Source organism: Rhodoferax sp., assembly GCF_023701345.1.
Lineage (GTDB): Bacteria > Pseudomonadota > Gammaproteobacteria > Burkholderiales > Burkholderiaceae_C > Rhodoferax.
Window position 1 is genome coordinate 1 of record NZ_JAMPXE010000082.1, and the last position, 15,657, is coordinate 15,657.

The 15,657-nt window shown below is 60.0% G+C and carries 16 protein-coding genes and 1 pseudogene; 10 read left to right on the plus strand and 7 right to left on the minus strand.

Annotated features, from left to right (window positions below; translation table 11 throughout):
* The 5 genes and pseudogenes from NDI87_RS11690 to NDI87_RS11710 form a co-directional block, all read left to right on the plus strand.
* A pseudogene (locus tag NDI87_RS11690) lies at positions 1–540 on the plus strand (mannitol dehydrogenase family protein); the annotation flags it as partial.
* 40 nt (positions 541–580) lie between these two features.
* The gene (uxuA, locus tag NDI87_RS11695; RefSeq protein WP_296275398.1) at positions 581–1,657 is read left to right on the plus strand and encodes a mannonate dehydratase; all 1,077 of its coding nucleotides are present in this window, start codon (positions 581–583) and stop codon (positions 1,655–1,657) included.
* Positions 1,658–1,763: 106 nt separating this feature from the next.
* A complete protein-coding gene (locus tag NDI87_RS11700; protein WP_296275399.1) occupies positions 1,764–2,747 on the plus strand; it encodes a TRAP transporter substrate-binding protein in 984 nt (327 codons plus the stop codon).
* A 64-nt stretch (positions 2,748–2,811) separates the two neighbouring features.
* Complete coding sequence (locus NDI87_RS11705) at positions 2,812–3,336, plus strand: TRAP transporter small permease (protein WP_296275400.1); 525 nt, start codon at positions 2,812–2,814, stop codon at positions 3,334–3,336.
* Entirely contained in the window at positions 3,336–4,619 is a 1,284-nt protein-coding gene (locus tag NDI87_RS11710; protein WP_296275401.1) for a TRAP transporter large permease, read from the plus strand. The genes NDI87_RS11705 and NDI87_RS11710 overlap by 1 nt, the downstream gene beginning before the upstream one ends.
* A 20-nt stretch (positions 4,620–4,639) precedes the next feature.
* On the opposite strand, the gene NDI87_RS11715 is transcribed toward NDI87_RS11710, so the two are convergent.
* Positions 4,640–4,975: a cupin domain-containing protein gene (locus NDI87_RS11715; protein ID WP_296275402.1), complete on the minus strand. Its 336-nt coding sequence runs from the start codon at positions 4,973–4,975 to the stop codon at positions 4,640–4,642.
* Between the two features lie 183 nt (positions 4,976–5,158).
* Between NDI87_RS11715 and kduI the strand changes: the two genes are divergently transcribed.
* The 5 genes from kduI (at position 5,159) to NDI87_RS11740 (ending at position 9,687) form a co-directional block, all read left to right on the plus strand.
* Entirely contained in the window at positions 5,159–5,995 is an 837-nt protein-coding gene (gene kduI / locus NDI87_RS11720; RefSeq protein ID WP_296275403.1) for a 5-dehydro-4-deoxy-D-glucuronate isomerase, read from the plus strand.
* An 18-nt stretch (positions 5,996–6,013) separates the two neighbouring features.
* Positions 6,014–6,775, plus strand: a complete 762-nt coding sequence (gene kduD / locus NDI87_RS11725; RefSeq protein WP_296275405.1) for a 2-dehydro-3-deoxy-D-gluconate 5-dehydrogenase KduD — start codon at positions 6,014–6,016, stop codon at positions 6,773–6,775.
* A 28-nt stretch (positions 6,776–6,803) separates the two neighbouring features.
* Positions 6,804–7,604, plus strand: coding sequence for a DNA-binding transcriptional regulator KdgR (gene kdgR, locus NDI87_RS11730; RefSeq protein ID WP_296275406.1), 801 nt, complete (start codon positions 6,804–6,806; stop codon positions 7,602–7,604).
* 74 nt (positions 7,605–7,678) lie between these two features.
* A complete protein-coding gene (locus NDI87_RS11735) occupies positions 7,679–8,611 on the plus strand; it encodes a sugar kinase (protein WP_296275407.1) in 933 nt (310 codons plus the stop codon).
* A 26-nt stretch (positions 8,612–8,637) separates the two neighbouring features.
* On the plus strand, positions 8,638–9,687 hold the full coding sequence (locus NDI87_RS11740) for a Gfo/Idh/MocA family oxidoreductase (protein ID WP_296275408.1): 1,050 nt from the start codon (positions 8,638–8,640) through the stop codon (positions 9,685–9,687).
* A gap of 82 nt (positions 9,688–9,769) precedes the next feature.
* On the opposite strand, the gene NDI87_RS11745 is transcribed toward NDI87_RS11740, so the two are convergent.
* From NDI87_RS11745 to mnmG, 6 genes are all read right to left on the minus strand, one after another.
* Positions 9,770–10,774 carry a ParB/RepB/Spo0J family partition protein gene (locus tag NDI87_RS11745; protein WP_296275409.1) on the minus strand — a complete coding sequence of 335 codons (1,005 nt, stop codon included), beginning with the start codon at positions 10,772–10,774 and terminating at the stop codon, positions 9,770–9,772.
* 12 nt (positions 10,775–10,786) lie between these two features.
* Positions 10,787–11,329, minus strand: coding sequence for an alpha/beta fold hydrolase (locus tag NDI87_RS11750; RefSeq protein WP_296275410.1), 543 nt, complete (start codon positions 11,327–11,329; stop codon positions 10,787–10,789).
* A gap of 53 nt (positions 11,330–11,382) precedes the next feature.
* Positions 11,383–12,168 (minus strand): ParA family protein, encoded by a 786-nt coding sequence (locus tag NDI87_RS11755; protein WP_296275411.1) that lies wholly within the window; start codon positions 12,166–12,168, stop codon positions 11,383–11,385.
* Between the two features lie 84 nt (positions 12,169–12,252).
* Positions 12,253–12,870: a LysE family transporter gene (locus NDI87_RS11760; RefSeq protein ID WP_296275413.1), complete on the minus strand. Its 618-nt coding sequence runs from the start codon at positions 12,868–12,870 to the stop codon at positions 12,253–12,255.
* Positions 12,871–12,901: 31 nt separating this feature from the next.
* The gene (gene rsmG / locus NDI87_RS11765; protein WP_296275414.1) at positions 12,902–13,576 is read right to left on the minus strand and encodes a 16S rRNA (guanine(527)-N(7))-methyltransferase RsmG; all 675 of its coding nucleotides are present in this window, start codon (positions 13,574–13,576) and stop codon (positions 12,902–12,904) included.
* Positions 13,576–15,618: a tRNA uridine-5-carboxymethylaminomethyl(34) synthesis enzyme MnmG gene (gene mnmG, locus NDI87_RS11770; RefSeq protein WP_296275415.1), complete on the minus strand. Its 2,043-nt coding sequence runs from the start codon at positions 15,616–15,618 to the stop codon at positions 13,576–13,578. The genes rsmG and mnmG overlap by 1 nt, the downstream gene beginning before the upstream one ends.
* Positions 15,619–15,657 lie beyond the last annotated feature (39 nt).

Sequence of the window (15,657 nt, forward strand, 5' to 3'; positions counted from 1 at the left end):
ACCGGGCGCGAGACCGTGGCTGAGGCCATGCAACTGCCTTTGATCACCGGCATGCTGGACGCCTTGTGGGCGGAGGTGCTGCAAGTGCTGCACGCACCGGCGGGTGTGGACCCCAAGGATTATGTCGAGCAGCTCAAGCTGCGTTTTTGCAACCCGGCACTCAAACACCGCACAGCGCAAATTGCCATGGATGGCTCGCAAAAATTGCCGCAACGCCTGCTGGCCACGCTGCGTGAGCGCCTTGCCGCCGGTTTGCCCTCACCCACGCTGGCCACCGCCATTGCGGCCTGGATGCATTTTGTGGTGAAGACCGCACACACACCAGGCGCCGTGCTCAGCGACCCGCTATCCAACGACATTCTGGTGCAAGCCCGCGCCAGCAATGACAGCGCCGCCATCATTGACAACTTGCTCGGCCTCGACAAAATCTTTGGTTCTGATTTAAAAGCCAACAGCGGCTTCAAAGCGGAATTGCTGGACGGCTTTCGCCGTTTGGCAGCCCATCCGGAAGTGGCCACAGCGCCACAGCTCATCGTTTGACCGTCCGCCTTCACAAAACACAACCCAGGAGTTCACTGCTATGAAAATGACGTTCCGCTGGTACGGCGAATCCGATCCCGTCAAACTCGAATACATCCGCCAGATCCCCGGCATCTACGGCATTGTGTCGGCCATCTACGACGTGCCGGTGGGCGAGGTCTGGCCGGTTGAGAAATTGCAGGCGCTGCGTGACCGCATCGAGGGCGCTGGCATGAAGTTTGAAGTGGTCGAAAGTGTGCCCATGCACGAAGACATCAAGCTCGGCAAGCCAACGCGCGACCGGCTGATTGCCAACTTCCAGCAAAACATCCGCAACTGCGCGGCGGTGGGCGTGAAAGTGATCTGCTACAACTTCATGCCGGTGTTTGACTGGACCCGCACCGAAATGGCCAAGGTCTTGCCCGATGGCTCAACCACCCTGGCGTTTGACGCCCAGGCGGTGGCCGAGATTGACCCCGAGAAAGGCATTGCCCTGCCCGGTTGGGACGCCAGCTACAAGGCCGAAGAACTCAAGAGCCTGCTGTCCGAGTACAAGGCCGTCGACGAAGAAACCCTGTGGGCCAATCTGGAATACTTCCTGAAAGCCATCATTCCGGTGGCCGAAGAGGCTGGCGTCAAGATGGCCATGCACCCGGACGACCCGCCGCGCCCGATCTTTGGCCTGCCGCGCATTGTGAAAAACCGTGACGACCTGGCCCGCCTGGTCAAAATTGTGGACTCCACAGCCAATGGCCTGACCCTGTGCTCGGGCTCCTTGGGGGCGGACCTGTGCAACAACATTCCGTCCCTGGTGCGCGAGTTCGGCGGCCAGGGGCGCATCCACTTTGGCCACCTGCGCAACGTCAAGGTCGAAGAAGATGGCACTTTTTACGAGTCCACCCACAATTCCTGCGACGGCTCGCTGGACATGGCGGAAATCGTCAAGGCCTACCACGACATTGGCTTTGAGGGTTATGTGCGCCCTGACCACGGCCGCATGATCTGGGGCGAAACCGGCAAACCCGGCTACGGCTTGTATGACCGCGCGCTGGGTGCCGTGTACCTCAACGGCTTGTGGGAAGCGGTCAGCAAATATGCGCCTGCCCGCGCTGCCGCTGAAACGCAGCGGCCCGGCTGAACCCAACGTGATCCTGTGTAACGAGTTTCCCGTCTGTCGGCTTTTTGGAGCCGCTGTTTTCCCTGTACCTGTCAGTTTTTCAACCCGGTCAATTAAGGAGATCATCATGACCTTTCGCAGAAGCCTTCTCGCAGCCGCTGTAGCCGTCGTGGCACTGTCGGCCAGTTTCACCGCCAGCGCCCAAAGCCTGGTGCTCAAGTCCTCCGACACGCACCCGGCGGGTTACCCGACCGTGGTCGCCGTGGAAAACATGGGCAAAAAGCTGGAAACGGCCACCAATGGCCGCATCAAGCTGCAAATGTTCCCTGGTGCCGTGCTGGGTGAAGAAAAAGCCGTGGTCGAGCAAGTGCAGATTGGTGCCATCCAGATGGCCCGCATCTCGCTGGGCGTGATCGGACCCATCGTGCCCGAGGTGGACGTGTTCAACATGCCCTTCGTGTTCCGCGACATTCCCCACATGCGTGCGGTGATTGACGGCGCCGTCGGTCAGGAACTGCTGGACAAGGTGAGCAACAGCGCAGGCCGCATGGTGGGTCTGGCCTGGATGGACGGCGGCGCCCGCAGCCTGTACACCAAGAAAAAAGTGCAGACCCCGGCCGACCTCAAGGGCATGAAGGTGCGCATGATGGGTAACCCGCTGTTCGTCGACACCATGAACGCCATGGGCGGCAACGGCATCTCCATGGGTTACGGCGAGGTGTTCAGTGCCTTGCAGACCGGTGTGATCGACGGCGCTGAAAACAACCCGCCCAGCCTGTTCACCTCCAACCACTACACCGCCGGTACCAAGTACTACGCGCAGACCAACCACCTGATCATTCCCGAAATTCTGGTGATGTCCAAGGTGACCTGGGACAAGCTGTCCGACGCTGACAAAGCCCTGGTAAAAAAAGTGGCACGTGAAGCGCAATTGGACCAGCGTATGTTGTGGGACAAGAGCGTGGCTGACTACTCTGCCAAGCTGAAAGCCGCTGGCATCGAGTTCGTTCCCGTGGACCAAAAGCTGTTTTTTGACGCCACCGCCCCGGTGCGTGCCAAATACGGCGCCAAGTTTGCTGACCTGATGAAACGCATCGGCGACGTCAAGTAAATACATGGTCGATCCAGGCCCGATGCAAGCGCAGCGGGCCTGGTGAACACTGTCAGGCATTGCCATGAAAAACAAAATACTGCACTTCAACGACATCATTTATTTGACCTGTATCTGGGCCTCCGGACTCTCGGTCCTGGTCATGTCGCTGATCGTTCCCTGGGGCATTTTTGCCCGCTATGTACTGGGCACCGGCTCACCCTGGCCCGAACCTGTGGCAGTGATGCTGATGGTGGTGTTCACCTTTTTTGGTGCCTCGGCGGCCTACCGCGCCCGGGGCCACATTGCGGTCGCCATGGTGACCGAGCGTTTGCCGAAAAAGCTGCAACGCCCGCTGGCCAGCGTGATTGACGTGCTGATGCTGATCGTGGCCTTGTTCACCCTGGTCTATGGCACCAAGCTGTGCCTGGAAACCATGAACCAGGTCATCGGGCAACTGCCCTGGATGCCGGTGGGCGTCACCTATTTGCCCGTGCCATTGGGCGGCTTGACCACCCTGATTTTTGTGCTGGAGCACATGATTTTTGGTGAGCAGAGCAACCGCGCTGTAGTGACGTTTGACCATGAAAAGAAAGAAGAGGTGGTCTGATGGACGCACTTGTATTGTTGGGCTCGTTTTTGGTGCTGATCCTGATGGGTATGCCGGTGGCCTATGCCATGGGCTTGTCGGCTCTGATCGGTGGCTGGTGGATCGATATTCCGCCTGACGCCATCATGATCGCCATTGCCGGCGGGGTGAACAAGTTCTCCTTGTTGGCGATTCCGTTTTTTGTGTTGGCGGGTGCCATCATGGCCGAGGGCGGCATGGCGCACCGACTGGTGGCGTTTGCCGGCGTGCTGGTGGGCTTTGTGCGCGGCGGGCTGTCTATCGTGAACATTCTGGCCTCGACCTTTTTTGGCGCCATTTCGGGCTCGTCGATGGCCGATACCGCCTCGATTGGCTCGGTACTGATCCCGGAGATGGAGAAAAAAGGCTACCCGCGTGACTTTGCCACGGCGGTCACCATCAGTGGCTCGGTGCAGGCGATTCTGATTCCGCCCAGCCACAATGCCGTGATTTATTCGCTGGCGGCTGGCGGCTCGGTGTCGATCGCGGCGCTGTTTCTGGCCGGCGTGTTACCCGGTTTGTTGCTCGGCCTGACGCTGGCCATCATGTGCCTGTTCATTGCCAAAAAACGCGACTTTCCCAAAGGGCGTGCGATTCCGATGAAAGAGGCGCTGAAGATTGTGGTTGACGCGCTGTGGGGCCTGATGACCATTTTCATTATCCTGGGTGGCATTTTGTCGGGGGTATTTACCGCCACCGAGTCGGCGGCCGTGGCGGTGCTCTGGGCGTTTTCAGTCACCATGTTTGTCTACCGCGACTACAAGTGGAGCGAGTTGCCCAAGCTGGTGCACCGCACCGTCAAGACCCTGGCGATTGTGATGATCCTGATCGGTTTTGCCGCCAGTTTTGGCTACATCATGACCTTGATGCAGATTCCGCAGCAGATCACCAGTGTGTTCACCAGTATTTCGGACAACAAGTACGTGGTGCTGCTGATGATCAACATCCTGCTGCTGTTGCTGGGCACGATGATGGACATGGCGCCGCTGATTCTGATCATGACCCCGATCCTGCTGCCTATCGTCACCACCCTGGGCGTGGATCCGGTGCATTTCGGCATGATCATGATGCTGAACCTGGCCATGGGCCTGATCACCCCGCCGGTCGGTGGTGTCTTGTTTGTCGGTGCGGCAGTGGCCAAGCTGCCGATTGAGTCGGTGGTGAAGGCCTTGTACCCGTTCTTCGTCGCGCTGTTTGCGGTATTGATGGCCGTGACCTACATCCCCGCAATTTCCTTGTGGCTGCCCAATCTGCTGCTGAAGTAAGCCGGCAGCTACCTGCCGATCTAGCTCGGCAGGTAGTCGTCACGGCGCGGCGAAAACTGGTCCAGCAGCATGCTGTCCTGCTCCAGTGCCACCACGCCGTGGGTGGTGTGATGCGGCGCAATAAATGCATCACCGACCCGCAGCACACGGACTTCACCATTGATGCTGGCTTCAAAAGAGCCGGCCACCACGTAGGCAATCTGGTCATGGACGTCGTGCGCGTGGGGGGTACCGACCGCCCCCTTGTCAAACTGCATGATCACCGACATGAGTTGGGGTGTGTGGCCAACAATCTTGCGCCGCAGGCCATCACCCAGATCGGTCCAGGGGGTGGCAGTGCCTTCAAAGTAGTTCATGGATTCACCTTTTGAGTCAGGAAATGTTGAGATTTGTTGCGCATCTGCGGCTGTGTTTACCGTCTTGTTTGGTGCTACTATAGCAGCAAGAAGTTTTTTTGAACCATTGTTTCAATTTACAAAAACCTGCATGTCAAGTTGAATGCAGACTATTTTTTACCATCAACCGACCCTGGAGTCATCATGGAAATCCGTCAACCGATTCACAGCGAACACATGCGCAGCCTGGATACCGAGGGCTTGCGCCGCCATTTTCTGGTGCAGGACTTGTTCCAGCCCGACCAAGTCACCCTGACCTATAGCCAGATTGATCGCATCATCGTCGGCGGCATCATGCCGGTGACTGCCGGGGTGTCGTTTTCCGCCGACCTCGGGCGCCACACCGGCACCGACTTCTTTCTGCAACGCCGCGAGCTGGGCCTGATCAACATTGGTGGCGCCGCCCGCGTGGTGGTGGATGGCGAGACCTTCGAAGTCGACTCGCGCGAAGCGCTCTACATCGGCCAGGGCGCGCAAACCCTGGAGTTTTTCAGCGTCAGCGCGGAGCAACCCGCCAAGCTGTATTTCAACTGCGCCCCGGCGCACACCGCTTACCCACACCGCAAGGTGACGCTGGCCCAGGCCTCCCCGGAAACCCTGGGTTCGCCCGCCACCAGCAACCGGCGCACCATTTACAAGTTTCTGGTGCCCGATGTGCTGCCGACGTGTCAGCTGTCAATGGGCATGACGCAACTGGAACCCGGCAACATGTGGAACACCATGCCCTGCCACACCCATGACCGCCGTATGGAGGTCTATTTCTACTTTGACATGGCTGCCGACGCCACGGTTTTCCACATGATGGGTGAGCCGACCCAAACGCGTCACATCGTGGTGCGCAATGAGCAGGCGGTGATCAACCCGAGCTGGTCGATCCACAGTGGTGTGGGCACCCAGGCCTACACCTTCATCTGGGGCATGGTCGGCGAGAACCAGGTGTTCAAGGACATGGACCACGTGCCCATGACCACCCTGCGCTGAACCAAGGACATACCCACCATGACACTTGACAGCTTTCAACTCCAGGGGCGCACCGCCCTCGTCACCGGCTGCAACAAGGGTTTGGGCCAGGGCATGGCCATCGCCCTGGCGCAGGCCGGCGCCGACATTGTTGGCATCAACAGCAGTGCGCCGGACCAGACGGGCGAGATCGTCGCGTCGTTGGGACGGCGTTTTCTGGACCTGCGTGCCAACCTGGCAGAAACCAGTGGGCTGGAAGACTTGGTGAACAAGTCTCTGGCGCTCACTGGCAAGATCGACATTCTGGTCAACAACGCAGGCACCATCCGCCGCACCGATGCCATTGATTTCAGTGAAAAAGACTGGGACGACGTGATCAACCTGAACCTTAAAAACGTCTTTTTCCTGAGCCAGGCCGTGGCGCGGCAATTCATTCGCCAGGGCAGCGGCGGCAAAATCATCAACATCGCGTCAATGTTGTCCTTTCAGGGCGGCGTGCGGGTGCCGTCGTACACCGCGTCAAAAAGTGGCGTCATCGGCATCACCCGCGCACTGGCCAACGAGTGGGCCGCACGCGGCATCAATGTCAACGCCATCGCCCCCGGCTACATGGCCACCGACAACACTGCGGCATTGCAGGCCGACCCAGATCGCAACGCCGCCATTCTGGGTCGCATCCCGGCCAGCCGCTGGGGTTTGCCAGACGACATGGCCGGCCCGGTGGTGTTTCTTGCCTCAGCGGCTTCCAACTATGTCCATGGCCACACCCTGGCCGTGGACGGCGGCTGGCTGGCGCGCTAGCCCGTCTTCAGGGATTCAGGGAATAAAAATGGATGATGATTCTTTAGCCGGCAAACAACCCGAGTCGGTTGCCGCCGTTTTAAAAACTTTTGGCTTGTTGCAAGCCTTGGCCGACCGCAGCGAATCCGGCATCTCGGACCTGTCCATGCGGCTGGCGATGCCCAAAGCCACGGTCTACCGGTTCCTGCAAACCATGATCACACTCGGCTACGTTCGCCAGGAGGCCGACAGTGAGCGCTACGCCCTGACCATGAAGGTCTATGAGTTGGGGACCAAGGCCTTGCAATATCCGGAGCTGGTGGACCTGGCCAAAAACCACATGCAAGCGCTGGCCGACCAAACCGGCGAAACCGTGCACCTGGGCACCCTGATCGACAGCGAAATCATTTACCTCCACAAAGTCGACTCCAGCCACGCCCTGGGCATGTATTCCAGAATCGGGCGCCGCGCACCCTTGCATTGCACCGCCATTGGCAAAGTGCTGATGGCGTGGGACACCCCAGAGCATCGGGACCACGTGTTGCAGGGGGCCGAGTTCAAACCATTTCGCCAAAATACCATTGTCGACAGGCAGGCCTACGAACAGGAACTGCAGCAAGTGAAGGTGCAAGGCTTCGGTGAAGACCGTGAGGAGTTTGAAGATCACGTGCGTTGTGTGGGGGTGCCGATTTTTGACCGGCTGAATCGCCCGGTGGCGGGCATGAGCATTTCTTTCCCGATTTTTCGCTACGACCCCGCGCGGGCACAAGAAGTGGTCGCCCTGCTGCGCGAGGCGAGCCGGGACATCTCGGCTCGCCTGGGTTGTACCCATTTCCCGCTGGACGCGTGACAAGCCGGTGCGCCGGACCAGCTTTCTGGAAAGATGCGGACAAGTTGAATATGTGTATCAAAAACTGATTTACTGTGAAAAATCCAATCAAAGTCGCCTTTTTTGGTGAATGTATGCTGGAACTCAATGGCACCGCCTTTGGTGCCATGCAGCAAAGTTATGGCGGTGACACCTTCAATACAGCGGTTTACCTGTCACGCTGCGGTGGTGGCGCGATCAAGACCTGGTACGCCACCGCATTGGGTGACGATGCCCTAAGTCTTGAATTGGAGCACCGCTGGGCGCAAGACGGACTGGCCCTGGACCTGGTGCGCCACATCCCGGGCCGCATGCCGGGCCTGTACCAGATCCAGGTCGACGCCCAGGGTGAGCGGCGCTTCAGCTTTTGGCGTGACAACAGCGCGGCCAAAGCCTATTTTGATGTCGCAGAAACCCCGCTGGAGGCGCGTAGTGAACAGTGGGATGCATTTTACTTCTCCGGCATCAGCCTGGCCATCTTGCCCGCTGACGGGCAAAACCGGCTGCTGGCCTTTGCCCGGGCGCTGCGAAATCGCGGTGCCACGGTGGTGTTTGACAACAACTATCGGCCCAGCCTGTGGCCTGATATCGCGGTGGCGCGCGACTGTTTTAGCCGCGCCCTTGCGGTGGCTGACACCGCGCTCATCACCGCCGACGACCATCTGGCACTGTTTGGTTTTGCCTCGCTGGAGCGCGCCGTGGCTGCCGCGCAGGAGCTGAACGTGTTTGAGGTGGTCATCAAGCGGGGCGCAGCGCCCACCCTGGTTCGCTCGGGCAGTGGCCCGTGGCACAGTGTGCCGACGCAGACCGTGACGAACGTGGTCGACACCACCGCCGCGGGAGACTCCTTTGCCGCAGGCTACCTGAGCCGACGATTACGTGGCTCCACGCCCGAAGACGCGACGCAATTCGGCAACCGCCTGGCGGCCCGAGTCATTGCGCACCGTGGCGCCATCATCCCGCTGGATGCCATGGCCGACTTGTTATAGCGGCCCTGATGCGCTGAATGACTGTCATGCCAGGCGTTCCTTCAGACCGTTTGCGGCTGGCCGTGATTGGCGCCGGGCTGGGCTCAGGCCCGCACTTTAAAAGTCTGCAAGACCTGGCCGGCGAAGCGGAAGTGGTGTGGGTCCATGCCCGCGATGCCAGGCGCCTGGCCACCACACCGGTGCCCCACGGCGCCCGCAAGACCACCCGGCTGGAGGACATTCTGGAAGATACCAGCGTGCAGGCCGTGCTGGTGCTGACGCCGCCGAACACCCACCTTGCGCTGGTGCAGCGGCTGGCGCAGGCCGGCAAACATGTGCTGGTGGAGAAGCCTCTGGAAATTGACCTGACACGCGCGCAAGCGTTGGTCGAGGTGTGCGAACAACAGGGTGTGCTGCTGGCCGTGATGCTGCAGCACCGCTTGCGCCAGGCGGCCACCCGATTGCGCACCTTGCTCAATGCCGGCGAATTGGGCCAGCTTGTCAGCGCCTCGGCCAGTGTGCGCTGGTGGCGACCCCAGAGTTATTACGACGTGCCCGGGCGCGGCACCCTGGCCCGCGACGGCGGCGGTGTGCTGATCACACAGGCCATCCACACTCTGGACCTGCTGCTCGCCTGCACCGGTCTGCCCACGCGGGTGATGGGGCTGGCCAGCACCAGCCCGGTACATGCCATGGAGGGCGAGGATTGCGCTTGCGCCCTGTTGCACTACGCCGATGGCGCCATGGCCACCTTGCAAGCCAGCACGGCGGCCTACCCCGGTTTTCCCGAGCGCATTGAGCTCAACGGCACGCTGGGCAGCGCCAGCCTCGAAGCCGGGATGCTGCAAGTGGCGTTCATGAACGGCCAAACCCTGTCAGTCGGGGGCGGGCAAGGCAGCGGTGGCGGCGCCGATCCCATGGCCTTCGACCATGCCGCGCACCGCGCCGTGTTGCAAGATTTCATTGACGCCGTGCGCCAGGGCCGCGAACCTGCCGTGACCGGGCGCTCGGCTCTGGCGGTGCAACAGCTCATCGAGGCCATCATGGCCTCCTCCCGCACAGGCTCGCCGGTTGTTTTGCATGCGCTGCCTTTTTGATGCCGTTCACGGTGTTTCATAAGTGCCTTGACCCCATGGCGCGGATGCCACCGGTCTATTGACCCGGGTCGGCGCTGGAGACTTAGCGTGGCACAGCCCCACGCAGCTTGTCGATCAGGCCATTGAGTTCGTCAAGTGAGCCAAACTGGATGCTGAGCTCGCCCATTTCTTCCAGCCGCCCGGCGCGTTTGACGCGCTTTTTGACCCGCACTTCCACGGCGGCCATGAGCAGGTCCGAGAGCTCTTCTTCCACCCGTTTCAGATCTCGCGACTTGTCCTTTTTGGGCTTGCTCGCCACCAGTGAAAATTCGGCGCTGATCTTTCTGACCAGACTCTCAGCCTCGCGCACCGACATTTTTTTGGCCGCGATCTGGTTCGCTGCCGTGATCTGGGTGGCTTTGTCCAGGGACAAAAGCGACCGGGCGTGGCCCATGTCGATATCGCCTGCCATCAGCATGGTTTGCACCGGTTCGGCCAGGTTCAACAGGCGCAGCAGGTTGCTGGTGGCGCTGCGCGAGCGGCCCACGGCTTGCGCGGCGGTCTCGTGCGTCAGGCCAAATTCCTTGATCAAACGTTGCACGCCCTGCGCTTCTTCGAGCGGGTTGAGGTCTTCACGCTGGATGTTCTCGATGAGTGCCATGGCTGCGGCCGCCTCATTGGGCACGTCGCGCACCAGCACCGGGACGCTGTCCAGGCCCGCCAGTTTGGCAGCCCGGAAGCGCCGCTCACCGGCAATGATTTCATAAACCGGGCGCACCACGCCGCCGCCACTGGTACCCCCGGTGAAATCCGGCGACTGCTGGCTGCGCTTGAGCTCGGCATCGACATCGCTCAGACGGCGCACCAGAATCGGCTGCATGATGCCCTGCACCTTGATGGATTCGGCCAACTCATAAAGTGCGCCCTCGTCCATCCGGGTGCGTGGCTGGTATTGACCGGGCACCAGGTCGGACAGCAGCAAGGTGGCAGGCAGACCACTGTTGGCGGCTGGGGCCGCGGTACCGTCAGGCGCCAGTGACTCGTCGACCGTGGGGCCTAACAAGGCCTCCAGACCGCGTCCCAAGCCCTTGAGTTTTTTTGTGACCATGACAAGCCCTTTTTAACTGTGAATAAGTTCGTTCAGCAAGCGCTGACCCTGTGGCCAATCGCCCAACCCGGAATCGGCGTTGATGTGCCCTGCCGCGCCAGCATCCACCAGGGTCGAACCCCAGGCGGCGGCGAAGTCCTGAGCCCGTGCAAAACTGCAGTAGGGGTCGTCCTGACTGGCCACCAGCGTGCTTTTGAATGGCAGCGGTTGCAGCGGGATCGGTGACCAACTGCGCAGCACCGGGCGCAACGCCTCCTGCTCGACATCGCCTGGTGCCACCAGCAGCGCTGCCTTGACACGGTGCGTGTTGCGGCTGTGCGACGCCCATGACGCCACCAGCATGCAGCCCAGGCTGTGCGCCACCAGCACGGCGGGCGCATCGGTAGACAACACCACATCTTCAAGACGGGCAATCCAGTCACCACGCAGCGGCCGCAGCCAGTCGTGCTGCGCCACGCGCTGGTACGCAAACTGCGCCTGCCACAGGCTTTGCCAGTGCTGCGGGCCAGAACCTTGCCAGCCTGGCAGGATGAGAATGTTGGCGGAGTCCGTCACTATGAATTTGATAGCTTGCTGTGTCTGTTTAAAAGTGCCGAGGCCCCGTAACCCTATTGCTTCGCAATTCGAAGCACCATTTCGTCGGCAAACGCCAGGAAGGCTTGGGCGCCCTTGCTTGACGGATCAAAAACCACTCCCGGCACACCATAACTTGGGGCCTCCGCCAAGCGCACATTGCGCGGGATCACGGTGTTGAACACCTTGTCGCCGAAACGCGCCTTGAGTTGTTCGCTCACCTGCTGCTGCAGGGTAATGCGGGGGTCAAACATGACACGCAGCAAGCCGATAATGGCCAGCTCCTTGTTCAGGTTGGCATGCACCTGCTTGATGGTGTTGACCAGATCGGCCAGGCCTTCCAGCGCAAAATACTCGCACTGCATCGGCACGATCACGCCATGGGCACAACACAGGCCGTTGAGCGTGAGCATCGACAGGCTGGGCGGACAGTCGATCAAAATGAAATCGTAGTCTTGCGCAACCTGGGCGATCGCGTTTTTCAGGCGTTTTTCCCGGCGCTCCAGCTCCACCATTTCAACCTCGGCCCCAGCCAGTTCGCGGTTGGCACCCAGAATGTCATAGCCACACCCTGCATCGACCAGCTTGCTGCTTTGGACCCGGGCTTCGGCAATGGAAGCAGACTCCAGCAGCACGTCGTACACGGTCAAGTCCAGCTTGCGCTTGTCCACCCCCGAGCCCATGGTGGCGTTGCCCTGCGGGTCGAGGTCGACCATCAGCACCCGCTGCCCCACCTTGGCCAAGCCTGCCGCCAAATTGACGGTGGTGGTGGTTTTGCCCACACCACCTTTTTGATTGGCAATACAGAAAATTTTGGCCATGGAAAGCTTACCAAGTTGGGAGATTGAAGGCTTGTTTCACGTGAAACATGGCCCTTAGTGTAATTGCGCCCACATTCGGAAAGTTCAGCGTGACATCGCCAGCTTGAGCCCGAAACCGATCAGGCAAAAACCAGCAATTTTTTGCAATGCCGATGACAACAAAGGACTGGCGCGCAGTCGCTCTGCCAAAAAAAAATGCGTCAGCAGAACGACCGCAAAACAGTAGACAAATGCCAACACAGCCACGGTAACCGCCATGGCAGCAAAAGTCAGCCAACCCAAATGCGCCCCGGGATCGATGAACAGCGGCAGGAACGCCATGTAAAACACAATCGCTTTCGGGTTGAGTACCGTGATGGTCATGGCCTGCTGGAAATAATGGTGTGGTTTGATCTGGATGATGGCCGGCGCACCCGGTTTGGCCGTAACCATCTTGAAACCCAGCCACGCCAGATATGCGGCACCCAGCCACTGCACCGCATTGAAGGCTGCAGGATAGGCCATGAGCAGCGCGGCGACGCCCGCCACAGCAAGCCACATCAGCACCTGGTCACCCACCATCAAACCCAGGGTTGCCGCCAATCCACCCAGGATGCCGCCCTTGGTGGTGGACGTGATGATGGCCAGATTCCCCGGCCCGGGAATGAACAACAACACGATGAAAGCCAGAACGAATGCACCGTAATCTGAAATGCCAAACATCTCCACCCCTCCATTATAGACCGCCAGACAATTACGCGTCGCGATGAACGACCGCTTTCATCCAGATTAAACAACGCTCGGCATCCAGACCAGGTACCTTGAGTTGTTCCACGTGAAACACCTGAACGCCTGGCGACAGTGCCGCCAGTTCGTCCTCGGGGTGCCTGCCTTTCATGGCAAGCCATACACCCTGAGGCGCCAGAACTTGCACAGACCAATTGGTAAAGTCGGCCAGCGATGCAAATGCGCGCGAACTGATGACCTGGTATTTGTCGGTCAAACTCTCGACACGGGCATGTAAGCCACGCAAGTTGGGCAACGTGAGCGTGACGGCTACCTGCTGGATAAATGCGGCTTTCTTGCCGACGGTATCAACGCAATCCACCTGGATTTCCGGGCAGCAAATGGCGATCACCACGCCGGGCAAGCCGGCCCCCGAGCCCACATCCAGCAAACGCAGCGCTGTGCCCTCAACACGCGGGGACAGCTGCGCCAGTTGCCGGCGCAAGGGTGCAATCACAGCCAGACTGTCTAGCAGATGGTGCGTCAGCATGTCACCCGGGTCACGCACCGCCGTCAGGTTATAAACCTTGTTCCACTTCCCGATCAACGCCTGGTAGGCCAGCAAGTCGGCCATCTGCGCGTCGCTCAGGGTCAGTTCAAGCGCCGTCAGACCGGCCCGCAGTTTGGCATCCAACGTTTCCATCAGGCTACTTCACTGCCAGCAGGGTTGATCGCGAAACCTTTGAATTTGGTCTTTTTCAAGTGGATCGTCAACAATGAAATGGTCGCCGGGGTAATGCCTGAAATACGCGAAGCCTGACCCAGAGTTTCCGGTTTGTGGCGGTTCAATTTCTGCCGCGCCTCGATGCTCAGCGCACCCACCTGCATGTAGTCCAGGTCTTGCGGCAGCTTGAGTTTTTCATAGTGGGCAGCGCGCTCCACATCGTCTTTTTGACGGTCAATATAGCCCGAGTATTTGGAGGCAATTTCAACCTGCTCAATCACCGATGCCGCCAACGCCGCCGCCGGGGAAAGCACGCCTGTTTCACGTGAAACACCCACCGGCAGTTCAACCAGCGCATACTTGCCGCCATTCAGGGACATCAGCGATTGGTAACTTACATCGGGCCGGCGCAGCAGTTCAGCCAGGTTGTATTCATGGTCAATGGTCTTTCCCAGTACCCGCTCGGCTTCTGCAGTATCCAGATTCTTGGGGCTGACCCAGATTGAACGCAAGCGCTCTGTTTCACGTGAAACAGCATCCCTTTTCTGGTTGAAGGCCTGCCATCGGACATCATCGACCAAGCCCAATTGACGACCCACTTCGGTCAAACGGGCATCGGCATTGTCTTCGCGCAGTTGCAGCCGGAACTCGGCGCGGCTGGTGAACATGCGGTAGGGCTCGGTCACGCCCTTGGTGATCAGGTCATCAACCAGCACACCCAGATAAGCCTCGTCACGGCCAGGCAACCACGCCTCTCCGGCAAAGGCAATGGCCCCCGCTGCACTGGCCTGGGCGTTGCCGCCGCCCATGGCGCGCACCTGCAGCGCAGCATTGATGCCGGCAAACAATCCCTGCGCCGCAGCCTCTTCATAACCGGTGGTGCCATTGATTTGGCCGGCAAAAAACAGGCCGCCAATGGCCTTGGTTTCAAACGAGCTTTTCAGTTGCGTCGGATCAAAGTAGTCGTATTCAATGGCGTAACCCGGCCGCAGAATGTGGGCGTTTTCCAGCCCCGGCATGGAACGCACCAGGGCGTACTGAATGTCAAACGGCAGGCTCGTGCTGATGCCGTTGGGGTAATACTCGTTGGTGGTCAGGCCTTCGGGTTCCAGAAAAATCTGGTGGCTGTCCTTGTCGGCAAATCGGTTGATCTTGTCCTCCACGCTGGGGCAATAACGCGGGCCCACGCCTTCGATCTTGCCGGTAAACATCGGGCTGCGGTCAAAACCGCTGCGGATGATGTCATGGGTGCGCTCGTTGGTGTGGGTGATCCAGCACGACATCTGCTGCGGGTGTTGCTCGGGCCGGCCCATGAAGCTGAACACCGGCATTTGCGGGCTCATGCCGCCCGGCATGCCATCGCCGGGTTGCTCGAGGCATCGGCTGAAGTCGATGCTGCGGCCGTCCAGCCGTGGCGGCGTACCGGTTTTCAGGCGCCCTTGCGGCAACTTGAGTTCTTTCAACCTTGCACTCAAGGACAGAGCCGGGGGGTCGCCGGCGCGGCCAGCGGCATAGTTGTTCAGGCCCACATGGATCTTGCCGTCCAGAAAGGTGCCTGCCGTGAGCACCACCGTGCTTGACCTGAAGCGGATGCCCACCTGTGTTACCGCCCCGACCACCCGGTCGCCTTCCACCATCAGGTCATCCACTGCCTGCTGGAACAGCCACAAATTGGGCTGATTTTCCAGCCGGTGCCGAATGGCGGCCTTGTACAGGATGCGGTCGGCCTGGGCCCGGGTGGCGCGTACCGCCGGACCCTTGCTGGAATTGAGAATACGAAACTGGATGCCGGCCTCATCGGTCACTGCCGCCATGGCGCCACCCAGCGCATCCACTTCTTTCACCAGATGCCCCTTGCCGATGCCGCCGATCGACGGGTTGCAGCTCATCTGGCCCAGCGTCTCGATGTTGTGGCTCAGCAGCAGGGTTTTGCAACCCATGCGAGCTGCGGCCAGCGCAGCCTCGGTCCCGGCATGGCCGCCGCCGACGACAATCACGTCGAAATTTTGTGGGTATAGCATGGTGGTCAATCTAAAGGGGGGCAAATCACACAGTACGCC

What these genes read in the sequence shown, in the direction of transcription:
- uxuA (WP_296275398.1), top strand. Translation starts at nt 581, where the DNA reads ATGAAAATGACGTTCCGCTGGTACGGCGAATCCGATCCCGTCAAACTC.
- NDI87_RS11700 (WP_296275399.1), top strand. Translation starts at nt 1,764, where the DNA reads ATGACCTTTCGCAGAAGCCTTCTCGCAGCCGCTGTAGCCGTCGTGGCA.
- NDI87_RS11705 (WP_296275400.1), top strand. Translation starts at nt 2,812, where the DNA reads ATGAAAAACAAAATACTGCACTTCAACGACATCATTTATTTGACCTGT.
- NDI87_RS11710 (WP_296275401.1), top strand. Translation starts at nt 3,336, where the DNA reads ATGGACGCACTTGTATTGTTGGGCTCGTTTTTGGTGCTGATCCTGATG.
- NDI87_RS11715 (WP_296275402.1), bottom strand. Translation starts at nt 4,975, where the DNA reads ATGAACTACTTTGAAGGCACTGCCACCCCCTGGACCGATCTGGGTGAT.
- kduI (WP_296275403.1), top strand. Translation starts at nt 5,159, where the DNA reads ATGGAAATCCGTCAACCGATTCACAGCGAACACATGCGCAGCCTGGAT.
- kduD (WP_296275405.1), top strand. Translation starts at nt 6,014, where the DNA reads ATGACACTTGACAGCTTTCAACTCCAGGGGCGCACCGCCCTCGTCACC.
- kdgR (WP_296275406.1), top strand. Translation starts at nt 6,804, where the DNA reads ATGGATGATGATTCTTTAGCCGGCAAACAACCCGAGTCGGTTGCCGCC.
- NDI87_RS11740 (WP_296275408.1), top strand. Translation starts at nt 8,638, where the DNA reads ATGCCAGGCGTTCCTTCAGACCGTTTGCGGCTGGCCGTGATTGGCGCC.
- NDI87_RS11745 (WP_296275409.1), bottom strand. Translation starts at nt 10,774, where the DNA reads ATGGTCACAAAAAAACTCAAGGGCTTGGGACGCGGTCTGGAGGCCTTG.
- NDI87_RS11755 (WP_296275411.1), bottom strand. Translation starts at nt 12,168, where the DNA reads ATGGCCAAAATTTTCTGTATTGCCAATCAAAAAGGTGGTGTGGGCAAA.
- NDI87_RS11760 (WP_296275413.1), bottom strand. Translation starts at nt 12,870, where the DNA reads ATGTTTGGCATTTCAGATTACGGTGCATTCGTTCTGGCTTTCATCGTG.
- rsmG (WP_296275414.1), bottom strand. Translation starts at nt 13,576, where the DNA reads ATGGAAACGTTGGATGCCAAACTGCGGGCCGGTCTGACGGCGCTTGAA.
- mnmG (WP_296275415.1), bottom strand. Translation starts at nt 15,618, where the DNA reads ATGCTATACCCACAAAATTTCGACGTGATTGTCGTCGGCGGCGGCCAT.